We start from the raw sequence: 17170 nt of genomic DNA on the forward strand, positions 1-17170 counted from the left end.
GTTCGCAGACCACACAAAACCCGCCACCTTTTCACGAGGTTGGCGGGTTTTTGATTGCTCCCACGAGAGAACATTGTGAAGGCGCCGTAACGGCCTACGCCCGGCTACGCAACCACTGCAGAAAACCCTTCTTTTCCACCACTTTTGGTACTTCCTGAGTCAAGGTTTGTGCAGTGTGCAAGCGGAAATCCAGTAACGCCTGCATCGCTTCGTTGATGTCGTGGCGGGCGTCGAGACAGGGTTTGAGGTATTCCTTTTCGATCCGGTACAGGGTGCAGAAGGTCTTGGCCGAAAAGTCCGCCGGCACCGATTCATCCGAGAGAATCCCTGCCTCGCCGATCACCTCGCCCGGCCCCATGCGCCCGGCTTCGAACTTTTTGCCGCCACGGCTCAAGGCCACTGACACCACGCCCGATTCGATGATGAACAGGTGATCGCTGACCTCTCCCGCCGGCAGGATCATTTCCCCGGCACGGAAGGTGATGAGCGTCATGTTCTGGCTGAAGGTGTCTTTCTCTTCCGAACGCAAGGTCGAAAAAATACTCGAGCTTTCGAGCAGCGCCCGTGGCCGTGAAAGGCCCGGCGGTGTTGTGGTTTCTGCGGTCGACAACAGGCTCACGCCCGATGCACGCAAATGCCGGAAGGCCAGATCGAACAGCAGATTGCGCACTTCGCGCTTTTGCCCCATGGACGATACAAATCCGATGATCTCGTATTCCACGCCACTGGCGCTGGAGCTTTTCAAGGAGACGCTCGGTGCCGGTTTGCTGAGCAGTGGCCGGCAACCCTGCATCGCCCGCTCCAGTGCTTCGATCACCGTGTGCGGGCGCGCATGAGGGCTCAGTTGCAGGCTGATGGTAATGCCGAAAATGTCGCTGGGCCGACTGAAGTTGATGATCTTGGCCTTGGCCGCCAACGAGTTGGGGATCACCGCCATGCTGCCCTGTGAGGTTTGCAGCCGCGTGGCCCGCCAGTCGATGTCGGTGACCCGGCCTTCGGTGCCGTCGATGGAGATCCAGTCATCCAGTTGATAGGGTTTGGTGGTGTTGAGCACGATGCCGGAAAACACATCGCTGAGGGTGCTCTGCAATGCCAGGCCGACGATGATCGCCAGGGCACCGGAAGTCGCCAGCACGCCTTTGACCGGCAAATCGAGCACATACGCCAGGGCGGCGATGATCGCGATCAGGAAAATTACCGCACCGAGCAAATCCTGCAACAGCCGGCCAGTATGCCCGACCCGTTGCATCATCACCGTGCCGAGCAATACCGTCAGGGTTCGCGCGCCAAACAGCCACCAACCGATCTGCAATCCGGTCGCGGCCAGGTGCAACGGCACGTTCTCCGGCCAAGGCGCCACGTCCATCGGGTTCATGCCTTCGTTGAACAGCACGGCGCTGAACAACGCAAAAATCACCACCCGCACGACCAACTGCCAGTGACTGACACTTACCAACCGCCACAGCAGGATGTCGAGCAAAATCAGCGCCAGGGCACAAAACAGCGGGTGATCGGTGAGCAGTGACAACATCAAGCAACTCCAGCAAGACCAATGGCGTGAAGATCGCACAGATTGGGCACAGTGTAGGAGTGTTTGATTGCGAGGTGAACGCAACCCGCACAACACCACTCACCATCGCTTGAGCGCACGGCCCCCTGGATTCGTGATTTTCAGTAAAAAGTGCTTTGCCGATTCAGCGGTTTTTCTCAAGGATGCAGACCGGGATACTCGCGGCCATTCCCGTCACAACCCCTGGAGTCACACATGTCTGTTCCCGCCTTCGGCCTCGGTACTTTTCGCTTGCAAGGCCAGGTGGTCATCGATTCGGTGAGCACCGGCCTTGAACTCGGTTACCGGGCGATCGATACCGCGCAGATCTACGACAACGAAGCCGATGTCGGCCAGGCCATCGCCGCCAGCGGCATTGCCCGCGAAGAACTGTTCATCACCAGCAAGATCTGGATCGCCAATTTTGCCAAGGACCAGCTGATCGCCAGCTTGAAAGATAGCCTGCGCAAACTGCAAACCGATTATCTGGACCTGACGCTGATCCACTGGCCGTCCCCGGAAAACCAGGTGCCGGTGCATGAATTCATGGGCGCCCTGCTGGAAGCCAAGGCGCTGGGCCTGACGCGGCAGATCGGTGTGTCGAATTTCACCGTCGACCTCATGCAGCAAGCCATCGACGCGGTCGGCGCAGACAACATCGCGACCAATCAGATCGAGCTGCACCCTTACCTGCAAAACCGCACAGTGGTCGAGTTTGCCCAGAGCCGGGGTATTCAGATCACCTCCTACATGACCCTGGCCTACGGCGAAGTCCTGAAGGACCCGGTCATCCAACAGATCGCCGAGCGGCATCAGGCAACTCCGGCACAAGTCACGCTGGCCTGGGCCATGCAACTGGGTTACGCGGTAATTCCGTCGTCGACCCAACGGGCCAACCTCGACAGCAACCTGGCGGCCCGCGAGCTGACATTGAGCGAAGCCGATATGACGCTGATCGCAGGACTTGAGCGCGGCCAGCGCCTGACCAGCCCGAAAGGTATCGCTCCCGATTGGGATTGAGCGTAACCGCTCAGCATTATTGCTCCAGGTGCAGAGCCAAACGCTCCATGGCGAATTGCAGGGCCTGCACCGCCTGGTTCAATACGTTGTTGTCGCGCCCACCGCAGGCGACTTCCAGTTGTTCGCAACAGTGGACCACGCGCCGGGCCTTGACCATTTGCGCGCCGCCCTTGATCCGATGGGCCAGCTCCCGCAAGCCTATGCGGTCACGCTTGCGGTAAAAGCCCTGTAACCGTGCCAGATCCTTGGCATTACTGCTGGCCAGTTCAGCCAGCAGTTTATTGATCAGGCTACGGTCAGGCCCGGCCAGTTGTTCAAGGCTGCCAAGATCGATTTCGGCAGCGCTGACCGGCAACGTTTCGAGCGGTTGTCGCGTGTTGGTGTCCGGTGTCACATCGGCCAGACGGGCACTCAGGTCTTTCAGGCCGATGGGCTTGAACAGGCAATCGTCCATCCCGGCTTCCATGCAACGGATCTTTTCTTCGGGCTGGGCATTGGCAGTGAAACCGAGAATCAGGCAAGGCATGTCCCCATTGGCCCGCTCCTCGTCACGAATTGCCATGGCCAACTCGTAACCGCTGAGGTTCGGCATGTTGCAATCGGTGATCACCACGTCGAACGTGTGTTCACGCCAGCATTCGAGCCCCTGCTCACCGTCCTGGGCATCACACACACGGTGCCCAAGACGGCTCAGTTGTTGCACCAGCAACAGGCGATTGGCCGGGTAGTCGTCAACCACCAGAATGTTCAACGAGTGCCCTCGCTCCGGTGGCACAGTCTCGACCGGCGGCGCGGCCAGCGGCTGCAATGCCAGTACATCGAGGCTGACGTCGATTTGCGTGCCCGCGCCCAGCTCGCTGCGCAATTGCAATCGCCCCCCCATCATCTCGCACAGCGAACGGCTAATGAGCAAGCCCAGCCCGGAGCCACTGCGGCCATCCTGCGGGCTATTGCTGGCCTGTACAAACCGACTGAACAATCGCTGCTGGTCGAATTCGCTGATGCCTATCCCGCTGTCCTTGATCCGCAGGCTGATCGCCAGGTTCCCGTGGACGGCAGCGGGCTCTACTCGTAGCGTCAGGCTGATCTGTCCGGCGCGGGTGAACTTGATCGCGTTGCTCAGCAGGTTGGAGACGATTTGCTTGAAACGCATCGGGTCGATCAACACATCGCGGTCACTACGGGCATCCAGTTCGACCTGCCAAAGCAGGTTCTTTTGCCGTGCCAGGCCTTCAAATACTTTGCTCACCGAACTGACCAGCGCCAACAGATTCGCGCGTTCCGGGGTCAGGGACAAATGCCCCGACTCGATCCGCGCGATGTCCAGAATATCGCCGATCAGCTCCAGCATCTGCTGCGCGGCATTCCACGCCACCTCTATCGCAAGATGGTCCGTGACGCCCTCTTCAGCTCGCAACATCGCCAGTTCGAGCATGCCGATCACAGCGTTCATTGGCGTGCGGATTTCATGGCTCATGGTTGCCAGGAAGGTGGTTTTGGCACGGTTGGCATCGTCCGCCGCGTCCCTCGCTTGCTGCACCTGTTGCAGCAATTGCTGGCGCTTGCGGATCAGGTTGCGCTGGTAGGCAATCCAGCCCAGCGCCAACAGCAGCAACAGTCCTGCGGCCAAAAAACCCTGAAGGATGGACGTGCGGTGACGCGACCAGTAGCTGTCATCCACCGGCAGTTCATTGCGCCAGCGGTTGGCCAACTCGTCCATTTCTTCCGGGGGAATGCTTAACAGGGCTTTATTGAGAATTGAGTAGAGTTCAAGGGCTCCACGGTTGGTCGCGAAGCTGATGTGTGCCGGTTCGGTGCCGACGGTGCTGGTCACTTGAAGCGTGTTGCGGTAGTACCGGCCAATCATGTAGCGCGCACTGATCAACGAGTTCAAGGCAGCATCAGCCGCCCCGCTGGCCACCATTGCCATCGCCTGGGCGGGACTTTCCGCTTCGATGAAGAGCACACCCGGTGCATTGACCCGAATGAATTCATGCAGAGCGTTACCACGGACAATTGCCAGGCGTTTACCCGGTAAATCGTCCAGGGTCTTGGGGGCTTTGGCGCTCACGGCACTGACAAGCACAAAGGGGCTGACCCGATACGGTCGTGTGAAGCGCAGCTCTGCCTGGCGTTCGATGCTCGGCGTCATCACCGCCAACAAGTCGACTGTTCCGCGTTTGAGTTGATCGAGTTGCTCACTCAATGACTCGCTGCGCAGCGGTTCGAATTTCAACCCGGTGAGCAGGCTAATTCTGTCCAGGACCTCCGCGCTAAGGCCACTGAACCGGCCTTCTTTTTCATAAAACGAAAGTGGCTCAAAGTTGCCGATAACCCCGACCGTGGCACGTGGATGCTGGTCGAGCCAGCGTTGTTCGCTGGCGCTCAACTGTACGCGCTGCGGGTTGCTGAAACTGCCGCCGGAGCTCCAGCGACGCAGGATGGTCATGCGTTCCTGCTCTGGGATCACCGCCAGAGCGGCATCGGTGATGCGGCGCAAACGGGTGTTCTCGGCACTCACGGCGAACCCGAATGTGTTGACTTCCATTCGGGCAAATTGCGTCAACCGCACATTATTCAGGTAATTGTTGTTGATCAGGTAGCGAGCACTGATGGAGTCACCGAGGTAGGCATCCGCGCGCCCAAAGGCCACGGCGCCAATGGCACTCAATGTCGAGGGATAGAGTCTTAGCCGGGCTTCGGGGTAACTCTCCTTGACAGCTTCAGGCCGCAGATAATGATCGAGCATGGCCACCCGCACCCCTGAAAGATCTTCTGTCAGCCTGGCGCTGTCACCCTCCTTCGCGACCAGAACGGGAGCATCTTCTGCATAGGCACGCGACATCAGAAGCTGCGGATCGGCCGCTTCAAAGTTGTTGGCGGTCCCCAGCAGATCAATCTCTCCCCGCTTTAACGCGTTAATTACAGCCTCGCGAGACTCGTAACGCGTCACCTCAACCTTGATGCGCAGCAATTGGGCGAGCAGGTCTGCAAAATCAGCCGTGATGCCCTCAAAATCGTAGTCGTTGATCGTGCTCTCGAACGGCGGGTAATCCGGCGCCGAAGCGCCCAATCGCAAGCTGCCCTTATCCCTTAACCAGCGCCAGTCGGCCGGTGCCAGTTCGACGCGGTAACCCTCAACAGTCGAGCGTCCCAGTAGATGCAGGGGTTCAGGTTCTTGCGCAAAGGTGTTCGCCGCGTACCACGGACTGAACAACGTCAATGCAACCAGCCATACACGCAGGCGCATATGCATTCAGATCAGCTGATTGCGTATGGCGAATTCTCTCAAGTGAACCAGGGATTTCACATTGAGCTTTGCGATCAAACGGGTTTTGTAGGTACTGATGGTCTTGTGGCTGAGGTTCATGGCTTTAGCGATTTCCTTGTTGCTAAAGCCGAGCGCCAGGTATCGAAAGATGCTCAGTTCACGGTCGGAGAGTTTCCCGATCATCTGCGACTCGTTGAGTTGCAGCGGATCCAGACTCACTGAGCTGGAGTCCAGTTGAGGGAAATACATATAGCCAGACATCACCGCTTGAACGGCTTTACGCAGCTCTTGCAGGTCATTGGTTTTCGAGACAAAGCCCAAGGCCCCGGCTCTCATGCAGCGGTCGACATAGAACCTGGGCTCACAGGAGGTGAAGACCACAACCCGGGAAAGTGACTGATCGCGCTGCAGACGACTCAGCAGTTCCAACCCGCCAAGCCTGGGAATATTCAGATCCAGCACCACCAGATCAGGTGACTGGGTAAGGATCGTTTGCAGGGCCTCAACACCATTGAATGACTCCAGAATAGTCTGGAACATCTCTCTGCCATTGGAATCCTTGAGTGCCGCAAGCAGCATTTTGACAGCGGCCACAACAACCGGATGATCATCCGCGATCAGCACTGACAGCATGGCAACTCCTGTAGAAACGCCCAAAAACCCCGGCGTGCCGCCCATGGCATTTGCCAAGGCTGACACAACGGCTGCGCAACGACTGTTGCACGAGGAACTGGGCGAAACTACCTGTCAAAGTTGACAGTTCAGACCAACGGTCGTGTGCCTCAGGCGCGCAAACCGCCCTGCTGCCGGGCGTGCCCACGCCGGGAACCGTGAGCCGGTATATCGACGCGACTCATCAGCCCTTCGAGGGTTTCCTGGTCCGGTACGCGATCCTGGCTGATCCGCACGTTGTGCTGCTGGACGGCAAACAACGCGGGCAGGCCGGCTTTCTGGGCATCGTAGATCAATGTATGACAGATCTGCTGGTTGTCTTGGCAGAACGCCACCAGGTCCAGGCCGGTCCCGGTACACAAGGTTGCATTGATGATCACCAGATCAAACGGCTCACAGCCGTATTCGACAACGCTGAGCAGCTCTACAAGGGAGTGCACGGGGGCAATTCGGTAGTAACCGAGCTGATTCAGCCTGCGCTCGATTTTCATGCGATGAAAATGCTGCTCATCGGCGATCAGGATACGTAACGCTTTATTCGGCATGGTTGATTGACCCTACAATGACGGTGCGGCTGTTTACGCCCACCCTTATCAAGAGCGCCTCAGACTAAGGGCAATGCCGCGGGGGTTTCTGTAGGACATTTCTGAAAGAAACAGTTCCATCGACTTTTAATTTTTTTGCTGTCGCACCGATGACAACTTCAGCCAACGCTGCAAATCAGTGCCCGTCATCGGTCGGTCACTCAGTCGTACTCGGGCCCAGAACGCCTGTTGAACCAAGGGTGAGAGGGAGATTCGTGCCACAAGCGCACCCAGTTCGTCTCCGTCAACCGAGGTGGTTGCCGGGGTGGCTTCGATTTCCACTTCATCATTGCCAAAGGCGCGCACGTCATCGCTGGCCGGTAAGGGGAAAGAATGACGCCCAACACAAATTAGTCGCCGTACATGTGGGAGCGTGGCTTGCCCGCGATGAACGATGACGCGTAATACCTGAAAAATCGCGGTGTTCGCTTCGCGGGCAAGCCTTGCTCCTACGGGTTTATCGCCTATCCATGGATTTGAGTCAGCTGACGCCAATGTTCATTTGAGTCGTCGATAACTCTGGATGGCCGAACCCAGCACCACCGCCCCCGCCGCAATCGACAGCCAGAACCCGCTGCGTGCGCCGAAGGCATCCACCAGCCAGCCGGAACCTGCTGCGCCGATCGCCACGCCGATGCTCAGGCCGGTGATCAGCCAGGTCAGGCCTTCCGTGAGTTTGGCGGGTGGCACGATGCGCTCCACCAACCCCATGGCGACAATCAACGTCGGTGCGAAAAACAGCCCGGCAACAAACACCGCCAGCGACAACCCGAGAATGTTCCCCGCCAGCAGCAACGGCAGCGTGGTCAGCGCCGTCGCCACTCCGCCGTACAGAAACAAACGCGGCAACGGCACGTCGGGTTTCAACGCGCCGAACGCCAACCCGGCCAGGCACGAGCCGATGGCATACACCGACAGCACGATGCTCGCCGCTGCTGGCTGGCCTTGCTGCTGGGCGAAGGCCACGCTGACCACATCCACCACCCCGACGATGGTGCCCATGGCGCCCATCAACAGCATCAACAGGCGTATATCCCCTGAACCCACGACCGAACCCGGTTGATCGGCGTCATGCGGATGCACCGACGGCTCGGTGCTGCGCTGCAACACAAACGCGCTCACCCCAATCGCCAACATCAGCAACGCCACCAACGGCCCGGCCTCGGGAAACACCACCACGCACAGCCCCACCGAGAGTGGCGGTCCGACGATAAAACACACCTCATCCAGCACCGACTCCAGCGCATAGGCGGTTTGTAACTGCGGTTGACCACGATACAGCTCGGTCCAGCGCGCCCGGACCATCGCCGACATGTTCGGCATGCAACCGGCCAGCGCGGCGAACACAAACAGTGTCCAGTTCGGCGCTTGCAATCGTGTACAGAGCAACAGCAACAACAACGCGCAACCGCCGACCAAGGCCGAAACCGGCAGCACCCGGCCCTGACCAAAACGGTCGACCATGCGCGACACCTGCGGCGCGCAAAACGCCGTGGCCAAGGCAAAGGTCGCCGCCACTGACCCGGCCAACGCGTAACCGCCCTGCAACTGCGAGAGCATGGTGATCAGGCCGATGCCGGTCATCGAGATCGGCATGCGCGCGACCATTCCCGCCAGCACAAAGGCGCGGCTGCCAGGGGCGTTGAATAGCGCTTGATAGGGATTTGCCATCCGGTTCCATCCTCTGCTGAGCCGTGCAACTTGCCACAAAGCGTCCAGGTAGTAAAAAACCACAAATAAGCCCGCCAAACATGAACTCAAGCCACCTTGCGCCAGTCACCTGATAAGCCCGCCCGTCGAAAGCTGAGTGATAGGCACATCTCGTCAGCAGCACACTGTTCATCGATGGCGGCCTATGTCTCTATCCGGAGTGACGCAGCAATGACTGATCATTACAACGAGCGACAAAGCGCTATCGACGCCCACGGCATCATCGGGGACATGCGCAGCGCAGCGTTGGTCAACGACAAGGGCAGCGTGGACTTTTTCTGCTGGCCGGAATTCGACAGCCCGTCGATTTTCTGCTCATTGCTGGACACCCCGGACGCGGGGATTTTCCAACTGGCACCCGACCTGCCCGATGCCCGGCGCGAGCAAATCTACCTGCCCGACACCAACGTGCTGCAAACCCGTTGGTTGAGTGAACAAGCGGTGGTGGAAATCACCGACCTGCTGCCGGTCGGCGACAACGACGACGCCCTGCCCCTGTTGATCCGTCGTGTGCGGCTGGTCAGTGGCCACGCCACGTTCCACCTGCATTGCGCGGTACGCCATGACTACGCCCGAGCGCAGACCAAGGCGCGGACCGACGGCGCAGACGTCTGCTTCGAAGCCGACCAGCAGCCAGGTTTACGCCTGCGCGCCAATCAGCCGATGCAAGTTGCACAAGACGCCGCCGTCGCCACGTTCAGCCTCAAACAGGGCCAGAGCGCCGAATTCCTCCTCGGCGCCCTCGACGACCCACGCTTCAAGGATGAAAACAGTGACCTGTGCCTGCAACGCACACTGAAGTTCTGGCGCGACTGGATCGGGCAATCCAATTACCGCGGACGCTGGCGCGAAATGGTCAACCGCTCGGCGCTGGCGCTGAAACTGCTGACCTCGCGCAAACACGGCGCGATCCTCGCTGCCGCGACCTTCGGCCTGCCGGAAATACCCGGCGGCGCCCGCAACTGGGACTATCGCTACACCTGGATCCGCGATGCCTCCTTCACCGTCTATGCCTTCATGCGCCTGGGCTTTGTCGATGAAGCCAACGCCTACATGCGCTGGTTGCACGGACGGATGAGCGACTGCCAGGGCAAAGCGATGAAGCTCAACGTCCTGTATGCCATTGATGGTCGTCAGGAGCTGCCGGAAATCGAACTTGCGCACTTGTCCGGTCACGGCAACGCCAAGCCGGTACGTATCGGCAATCAGGCCTACGAGCAGGCTCAGCTGGATATTTTCGGCGAGTTGATGGACGCGGTGTACCTGGTCAACAAGTACGGTGAGGCCATTTCCCATGAGAGTTGGCAACATGCCATCAAGGTGGTCGATCAGGTTTGCGATAGCTGGCAGCAAGAGGATGTCGGCATCTGGGAAATGCGTGGCGAGCAGCATCACTTCCTGCATTCACGGCTGATGTGCTGGGTGGCACTGGACCGGGCCATCCGTCTCGCGTCGAAACGCTCGCTGCCCGCCCCGTTCGCCCGTTGGGATCAGACCCGCCAAGCGATCTACGCCGACATCTGGAACAACTTCTGGAGCGACGAACATGGGCATTTCGTCCAGCACATCGGCGGCACCGCGCTTGACGGTTCGATGTTGCTGATGCCGCTGGTGCGCTTCGTCAGCGCCAGGGACCCGCGCTGGCTGTCGACCCTGCAAGCGATCCAGAAAACCCTGGTGCGCGACGGCATGGTGTACCGCTACCACAACGACGACAGCCAGATCGATGGCCTGCCCGGCACCGAGGGCGCCTTCGCCGCCTGCTCGTTCTGGTACATCGAGTGCCTGGCTCGCGCCGGCATGGTCGAAAAAGCGCACCTGGAGTTCGAACAACTGCTGCGCTACGCCAACCCGCTCGGGCTTTACGCCGAAGAATTCGACAGCCACGCACGGCACCTGGGCAACACGCCACAGGCGCTGACCCACTTGGCACTGATCAGCGCAGCGAGTTTTCTCGAGCGGAAGTTGAGTGGGGAGAAGAGTTACTGGCAGCCGTAAATGCGGGTGAGAAACCTGACGCGGACTGTCTGACAGCCGACAATCCCTTGTGGCGAGGGAGCTTGCTCCCGCTCGGCTGCGCAGCAGTCGTAACCTCTGTCACTCGGTCCTCCAGCAAAACCGCATCGAATGGTCTTAGGACCGCTTCGCGCTCCAGCGGGAGCAAGCTCCCTCGCCACAAGGTTGTGCTTTACGCGTCGGAGTCGTATGGATCGAAATTATCCAGCACCCGATTTACCAGCAACTCGCTCAGTACAATCATCTGCTGAATCGCCAACGCCACATGACGCCGCGAACCTTCCAGTTCGAAGGCCAGATCGCTGGCCGAACGGAAGTAGAGTGAGGAAAAGAGTTAATGGCAGCCGTAAGGTGCTGGTGCGCTTGATGCGGCTCACTGACAATGACCAACTTCGGCTCGAACCTCAAGCACCTCGCCAACAGCCTTTCCATGTTGTGATGTGCACTAAGCGCAAACACAACGAATACCTCAAGATTACACGCAACCCTCTCTAACGCACTGTCCAACCTGGTATCGGTCGAATCGACAATCAATAGACGCTGTATCATAAATTTTTCACTCCGGCCTCAACCGACCAACTAAATCAACAGGCGCTCCCCTATAAGCCCCCTGATCAACATTGCGTTAATCAACCGACAGAGCGCGGCCAAAATACTAGGGCTTGAGACTGAGGCATGAGTAAAGAAATTCATCTCAACCCGTAATCGGCCAAAGAAACATTGGCTTTCGGTCTCGAAGATAGCAAACGACCACGACTTTACAAGCCTCTGACTGATGAGGATTAGCTATATAAGCCAGATCATATTGACCTAAAGGATTCTCCTGAAAACCTATACAAAATTATATAAAAATATAACTAACAACGAAGCCAACTAAAAACCATTAAAATATTTGCTTCTATCAAAAACTCAACTAAATTCCTTCCCCACACACAAACATTACTAAACTCACAAACTAGCCTTGCCTACCATAACGCCCAGCAGCGAAAACAAAATGGAGTTTGCCCATGGAAGAAAAATTGATACTTGTTGATCCAGGCGATCGTGAAATCGGCTCTGCACCGAAGTTGCACGTCCATCAACAGGGTCTTTTACACCGAGCATTCTCGATCTTCATTTTCGATGGCAACGGCCGTGTACTGTTGCAACAACGGGCACTGGGCAAATACCACTCTCAAGGCCTGTGGACCAACGCCTGCTGTGGACATCCGCGCCAGGGTGAGCGGACCCGCGCCGCAGCCAAACGCCGGCTGCGCGAAGAAATGGGGCTCACCTGCAAACTGACGCCGGTCTCCACCCTGCTCTACCACGAACGCGTGTCAAACCAGCTCATCGAGCATGAATACGACCACGTGTTCGCCGGTATCAGCCGTACTCCACCGATTGCCAATCCCGAAGAAGCCCACAGCTGGCAATGGCAGAAGCTCTCCGAGATTCCGGGACGCATCGCGGCAACCCCTGAAGCCTTCAGCATCTGGTTTCGTCGGATCTTCGAACAAGTCGGGCCGGCCGGGGTACGCAGCTGGAAAGAACTCGCGCACAGTCACCGCTGAGCGGTGTTGCTTCGTCCATACCTTCACGAGAAATCAGCCATGAGCAGCCACCCCCAAAAAATCACCCTCGCCGATGAAACCCGCCTGCCTTATCAAATCATCCAGGGCTCCAGCATCGACAGTTATCAGGAGAAGGTCGTGTACACCTACGGCGACAGCCCTGAGGACTGGCGCAAGGCAATCGGCAATTACATCCTGTTCCAGTTCGGTGTCTACGACGATCCACGTTCGACTCCGCCCATCAGCCTCGACGAGTCCGGCATCCGCTATTTCGAACGACAACTGAAACTCGCCGGCCTCGAAGAACCGAATCGCCCACCGATCAAACGCATCCTTGACATCGGTTGTGGCTGGGGCTACATCCTCAAATACCTGGCGGAACGCTTCCCCGAATGCCAACGCCTGGACGGGGTCAACGTCAGCCGCCGACAACTGGAACACTGCGCGAAATTCCACGCCGAGCAAGGGTTGTCCGAACGCATCAACCTCTACCTGTGCAACGCCAAGGATATCGAGCTGCTTCCGGACGCGGATGAACCCTACGACCTGGTGATCATCCGCGGCGTGATCTCGCACTTCCCCGACGAGCTCTACGAAACCACCATGCAAGCCCTCGCCGGCCGAGTGCGCGAAGGCGGTGTGGTGGTCATCGCCGACAACCTCTACAACACCCCTCCCGCAACCTACACCCCCGACACCCCGGACGAAGTCGACCGCCTCGCCTGCAAACACCGCAAATCACCGGCGTACTTTCGTGAAGTGCTTGAGGAAAGTGGCTTCACGATCCACGACATGCGGGTACTGCCCTCCAATATCGATGTGGCGCGTTGGTTGATGGATTCGAAAGCCAATATCGAAAACAAGGAGTTGTTCCCTTATGGGGTAACGGGGGCGTTGGAAGAGTTGCGGGTGCTGGCAGAGAACTGGTCGGTGGCGCTGATTAAGAACAAGGTTTCGACGTATAGCGTGGTTGTGAAAAAACCAAAGAATAACTAAGCGAATTTTTCAGGAGACGTATATGAACCGGATCACGCTTCCCCCTATGGCTAACCCATTCCCATACGCTACCCATCCCAATGTCGACTTAGAACATCCAGATAAGTGCCGAATTGAGTCAACCACACGAGACTATGCGGATCGTTTCAAATTGTATTGGGATGATACTCAGCGACAACGTATGAGAAGTCTTGAAAGCGCTCGCCTAGCCGCCCTTATGTACCCAAGAGGTTCCGACGAATTATTGCAAATTGGTTCAGATTTTGTGCTATGGGCATTTGCATACGACGACGAGTATTGCGATGAAGGCCCGATGAGTTTGAAACCTGCAACATTCATCAATAATGCTGCCGAAATCCAGCGAACTTTGGAGTCGCCCGAACATGCAGTATCCAATGATCGCTATGCCCTGGCTATGCGCGACTTGCGATGCAGGCTTGATAGGTATGCAACACCAACACAGGTTGGGCGATTTGTAGAAGGTATGAGAGCCTACATGATGACCGAGATATGGAAGGCTGTAATACCTAACCCGTCGCTCAACGAATATCTGGTAATGCGTATGTATGGTGGGGGAGGATGGGCTTTTCCAATACTCAATCACGTCATCGCTGGCATAGATATATCACAAGATGAATACGAGGACAGGCGTGTCCGGGCTCTGACAGAAATGATGGTGACTCTAATGGTATGGGACACTGACCCTTATGGTTATGTGAAAGAGTGTGCCCGAGCCGTCGACGGAAAGGAGCACAATCTGATCAGAATTCTGTGCAGGGATTACAACTACTCGTTCGAACAAAGCATGCATAGTTACTTAGAAATGAGGCGACGTCTAATCAGTCTTTTTTACCGTCTGCGTGCTGCCGTATTTACCGAAGCATCACCTGCAGTACGTTCATACATTGACAGTTTGTCCGAATACTACAGCGGTGCTCTGGTTTGGACACAAGCGAATAATCGTTACGGCTCCATAAGTGGTGTCAGCCTCACAGGTGCTTTTGAAGGCGGCGAATTGACTCAAGAAGCTCCTCCGGAAAGCTTCGAGTCCTTGGGACTCTCATCGTTTGAATGGTGGTGGAAATACGACCCTGCGCGGGCACCCGACTATCGCCGTCGGTCCATTCACGGCTGATACGAGGAATCACCATGAAAGTCATCCTCGCCCAACCCCGTGGCTTCTGTGACCCTGCGCGATATTGCCGGCGAAAGTTGGTGGAACGGTCCCGATCAACCTGCTCAATCCACGGTCCATCTGACGAAACTCAATCCCCGTGACGAGGGGGCTTGCCCCCTCGTCACGGGTTGTGCTCTGCGCGTCAATCGTACGGATCGAAATTATCCAGCGCCCGACTTACCAGCAACTCGCTCAGTACAATCATCTGCTGAATCGCCAACGCCACATGACGCCGAGAACCTTCCAGTTCGAAGGCCAGATCACTGGCCGAACGGAAGTTGAGTGAGGAAAAGAGTTACTGGCAGCCGTAAGGTGCTGGTGAGAGACCTGACGCGGACTGTCTGAAAGCAGACAGTCCCTTGTGGCGAGGGAGCTTGCTCCCGCTCGGCTGCGCAGCAGTCGTAACCTCTGTCAGTCGGTCCTCCAGCAAAACCGCATCGAATGGTTTTGGGACCGCTTCGCGCTCCAGCGGGAGCAAGCTCCCTCGCCACAAGGTTGTGCTCTACGCGTCGGAGTCGTAGGGATCGAAATTATCCAGCGCCCGGTTCACCAGCAACTCGCTCAGTACAATCATCTGTTGAATCGCCAACGCCACATGACGCCGCGAACCTTCCAGTTCGAAGGCTGGATTGCTGGCCGAACAGAAGTTGAGTGAGGAAAAGAGTTACTGGCAGCCGTAAGGTGCTGGTGAAAGACCTGATGCGGACTGTCTGACAGCCGACAGTCCCTTGTGGCGAGGGAGCTTGCTCCCGCTCGGCTGCGCAGCAGTCGTACCCCCCTGTCACTCGGTCCTCCAGCAAAACCGCATCGAATGGTGTTGGGACCGCTTCGCGCTCCAGCGGGAGCAAGCTCCCTCGCCACAAGGTTGTGCTCTACGCGTCGGAGTCGTAGGGATCGAAATTATCCAGCGCCCGGTTCACCAGCAACTCGCTCAGTACAATCATCTGCTGAATCGCCAACGCCACATGACGTCGCGAACCTTCCAGTTCGAAGGCTGGATTGCTGGCCGAACAGAAGTTGAGTGAGGAAAAGAGTTACTGGCAGCCGTAATATGCGGGTGAGAAACCTGACGGACTGTCTGACAGCAGACAGTCTCTTGCTCCCGCTCGGCTGCGCAGCAGTCGTAACCCCTTCGCTCGGTCCTCCAGCAAAACCGCATCGAATGGTTTTGGGACCGCTTCGCGCTCCAGCGGGAGCAAGCTCCCTCGCCACAAGGTTGTGCTTTACGCGTCGGAGTCGTACGGATCGAAATTATCCAGCGCCCGGTTTACCAGCAACTCGCTCAGTACAATCATCTGCTGAATCGCCAACGCCACATGACGCCGCGAACCTTCCAGTTCGAAGGCCAGATCGCTGGCCAACACATTCACCGATGCCAGGGTTTCGCTGGCGTGGGCCAGCAGGGTTTCGTTATCGACATCGGGTATGACCACAAACATTTTGCCCGGCCGGGTATCGAGTTTCGGTGGCGGGGTGAACGGTGGTAAGTGGTAATCCAGCGCACGTTCGGCGGCTTCATGCAGCTTGCTGGAATCGAGGGAGTCGTACGGGGAAACGCTTGGGTTTTCGGGGGGATTGGGGGTGATTTTGACCATGGTTGAAACTCCTGACATTCATGAAGCTCACCAGCATCGTGACCAAACGATGGGTGGTGGGCGGTACGCAGGTTGGTCAACCGGGAAGTCAGGCACCCGGCGCACTCGAAAGTGCCCCGCGCACAGCCCACCGCGAAGCATAACGGCAAGTGCAAAAAAAAGCGCCGACATGCTTAGGTTGGCGCTCATGCGCCTGACATTGAACAGGTGACCAAACCCGGCCGCTGAATTGGCAGCGACCCGCAAACACTAGTCCCGTGCCCTTCCTAACCACAACCTGAAAACCTCGTCGGAGAATTCCCCGGTCGACACCGCTTCTGTAGGAGCAAGGCTTGCCCGCGATGAACGAAGACGCGGTCTACCTGACGAAACGCGTTTAATGATGAATAGCCCTGCCCCCTACAAACACTAAACAACTCACCTCGCCGCACTCTGAAATATGCGGTTGCATGCCAACCATCCGCCTCATACCATCGCCCCCTCAACGGGTACAGCGGAGCTGTTCTACAAAAACCCGCATTCAAGGAACCAGAATGAGCCATCGCATCCACTGCAGCATCAAAGCACCTCCCCGCTCGGGCCTGACCCGGGATCAACTGTGGGAAGCCGACGACAAAGGCCTGATCAAATGTTGGGAAGTCGGCCGCGAACGTGCCGCTAAATTCCCCGACCTTTCAAAACGCTGCCTGGCCGGCGAACTCCCGGTGCTCGGCTGGAAAGGTGGCGTCAGCCGCAGCTTGAAGAAGCGCGATAAATTCGGCTCCCTCAAATACCTCGCCCAATGGCAAGGCCTGCGCGGTGAAGACCTGGACATCGACCTGACTCAGGAACGGACGATGACCTGCTCCAGCACCAGAATGGTCGTGACCTTTACCCCTGATCGCACAAAATACTTTAACCAGCCGTTGGAAATGGAAGCCTAGGTGCCGACCTGATGGCCCGCCCACAAGTGGGCCAATCATCCTGACTCACAACCTTGCCCTAAAGTCCGCCGTTTGCCACGCCTCGCTTTTCAGCAGTAAGCCAG

The 17170-nt window shown here is 57.5% G+C and carries 12 protein-coding genes and 2 pseudogenes; 6 read left to right on the forward strand and 8 right to left on the reverse strand.

The genetic code is table 11. From position 1 onward, the window contains the following. Positions 1–94: 94 nt before the first annotated feature. Entirely contained in the window at positions 95–1531 is a 1437-nt protein-coding gene (locus AABM55_RS19905) for a mechanosensitive ion channel family protein (protein WP_347927454.1), read from the reverse strand. A 234-nt stretch (positions 1532–1765) separates the two neighbouring features. Between AABM55_RS19905 and dkgB the strand changes: the two genes are divergently transcribed. Next, entirely contained in the window at positions 1766–2569 is an 804-nt protein-coding gene (dkgB, locus tag AABM55_RS19910) for a 2,5-didehydrogluconate reductase DkgB (RefSeq protein WP_347927455.1), read from the forward strand. Positions 2570–2585: 16 nt separating this feature from the next. Here the strand turns inward: dkgB and AABM55_RS19915 are convergent, their stop codons facing one another. The 5 genes and pseudogenes from AABM55_RS19915 to AABM55_RS19935 all read right to left on the reverse strand — a co-directional run bounded on the left by AABM55_RS19915 (position 2586) and on the right by AABM55_RS19935 (position 8767). After that, a complete protein-coding gene (locus AABM55_RS19915) occupies positions 2586–5825 on the reverse strand; it encodes a transporter substrate-binding domain-containing protein (RefSeq protein ID WP_347927457.1) in 3240 nt (1079 codons plus the stop codon). Next, positions 5826–6473: a response regulator transcription factor gene (locus tag AABM55_RS19920; RefSeq protein WP_347927459.1), complete on the reverse strand. Its 648-nt coding sequence runs from the start codon at positions 6471–6473 to the stop codon at positions 5826–5828. It abuts the gene before it with no gap. 149 nt (positions 6474–6622) lie between these two features. After that, complete coding sequence (locus AABM55_RS19925) at positions 6623–7057, reverse strand: response regulator (protein ID WP_347927461.1); 435 nt, start codon at positions 7055–7057, stop codon at positions 6623–6625. Positions 7058–7253: 196 nt separating this feature from the next. Beyond that, a pseudogene (locus AABM55_RS19930) lies at positions 7254–7417 on the reverse strand (MgtC/SapB family protein); the annotation flags it as partial. 177 nt (positions 7418–7594) lie between these two features. After that, positions 7595–8767 (reverse strand): MFS transporter, encoded by a 1173-nt coding sequence (locus AABM55_RS19935; RefSeq protein ID WP_347927463.1) that lies wholly within the window; start codon positions 8765–8767, stop codon positions 7595–7597. Positions 8768–8977: 210 nt separating this feature from the next. Between AABM55_RS19935 and AABM55_RS19940 the strand changes: the two genes are divergently transcribed. Continuing rightward, complete coding sequence (locus tag AABM55_RS19940) at positions 8978–10804, forward strand: glycoside hydrolase family 15 protein (protein ID WP_347927465.1); 1827 nt, start codon at positions 8978–8980, stop codon at positions 10802–10804. Positions 10805–11170: 366 nt separating this feature from the next. Here AABM55_RS19940 and AABM55_RS29850 read toward each other — a convergent pair. After that, positions 11171–11371 (reverse strand): annotated as a pseudogene (locus AABM55_RS29850) (1-deoxy-D-xylulose-5-phosphate reductoisomerase); the annotation flags it as partial. 458 nt (positions 11372–11829) lie between these two features. On the opposite strand from AABM55_RS29850, the gene idi reads away from it, so the two are divergent. From idi to AABM55_RS19955, 3 genes are read left to right on the forward strand one after another with little or no spacing between them, the layout of a single operon-like run. Then, on the forward strand, positions 11830–12375 hold the full coding sequence (idi, locus tag AABM55_RS19945; RefSeq protein ID WP_347927466.1) for an isopentenyl-diphosphate Delta-isomerase: 546 nt from the start codon (positions 11830–11832) through the stop codon (positions 12373–12375). A gap of 39 nt (positions 12376–12414) precedes the next feature. After that, positions 12415–13371 carry a methyltransferase domain-containing protein gene (locus tag AABM55_RS19950; RefSeq protein ID WP_347927467.1) on the forward strand — a complete coding sequence of 319 codons (957 nt, stop codon included), beginning with the start codon at positions 12415–12417 and terminating at the stop codon, positions 13369–13371. A gap of 22 nt (positions 13372–13393) precedes the next feature. After that, positions 13394–14506 (forward strand): hypothetical protein, encoded by a 1113-nt coding sequence (locus AABM55_RS19955; RefSeq protein ID WP_054596443.1) that lies wholly within the window; start codon positions 13394–13396, stop codon positions 14504–14506. A 1265-nt stretch (positions 14507–15771) separates the two neighbouring features. Here AABM55_RS19955 and AABM55_RS19960 read toward each other — a convergent pair. Beyond that, entirely contained in the window at positions 15772–16143 is a 372-nt protein-coding gene (locus AABM55_RS19960) for a DUF6124 family protein (protein WP_347927469.1), read from the reverse strand. Between the two features lie 533 nt (positions 16144–16676). Between AABM55_RS19960 and AABM55_RS19965 the strand changes: the two genes are divergently transcribed. Next, on the forward strand, positions 16677–17066 hold the full coding sequence (locus AABM55_RS19965; RefSeq protein WP_103317572.1) for a hypothetical protein: 390 nt from the start codon (positions 16677–16679) through the stop codon (positions 17064–17066). Positions 17067–17170 lie beyond the last annotated feature (104 nt).

The organism is Pseudomonas helvetica, from assembly GCF_039908645.1.
GTDB classification, from domain to species: domain Bacteria; phylum Pseudomonadota; class Gammaproteobacteria; order Pseudomonadales; family Pseudomonadaceae; genus Aquipseudomonas; species Aquipseudomonas helvetica.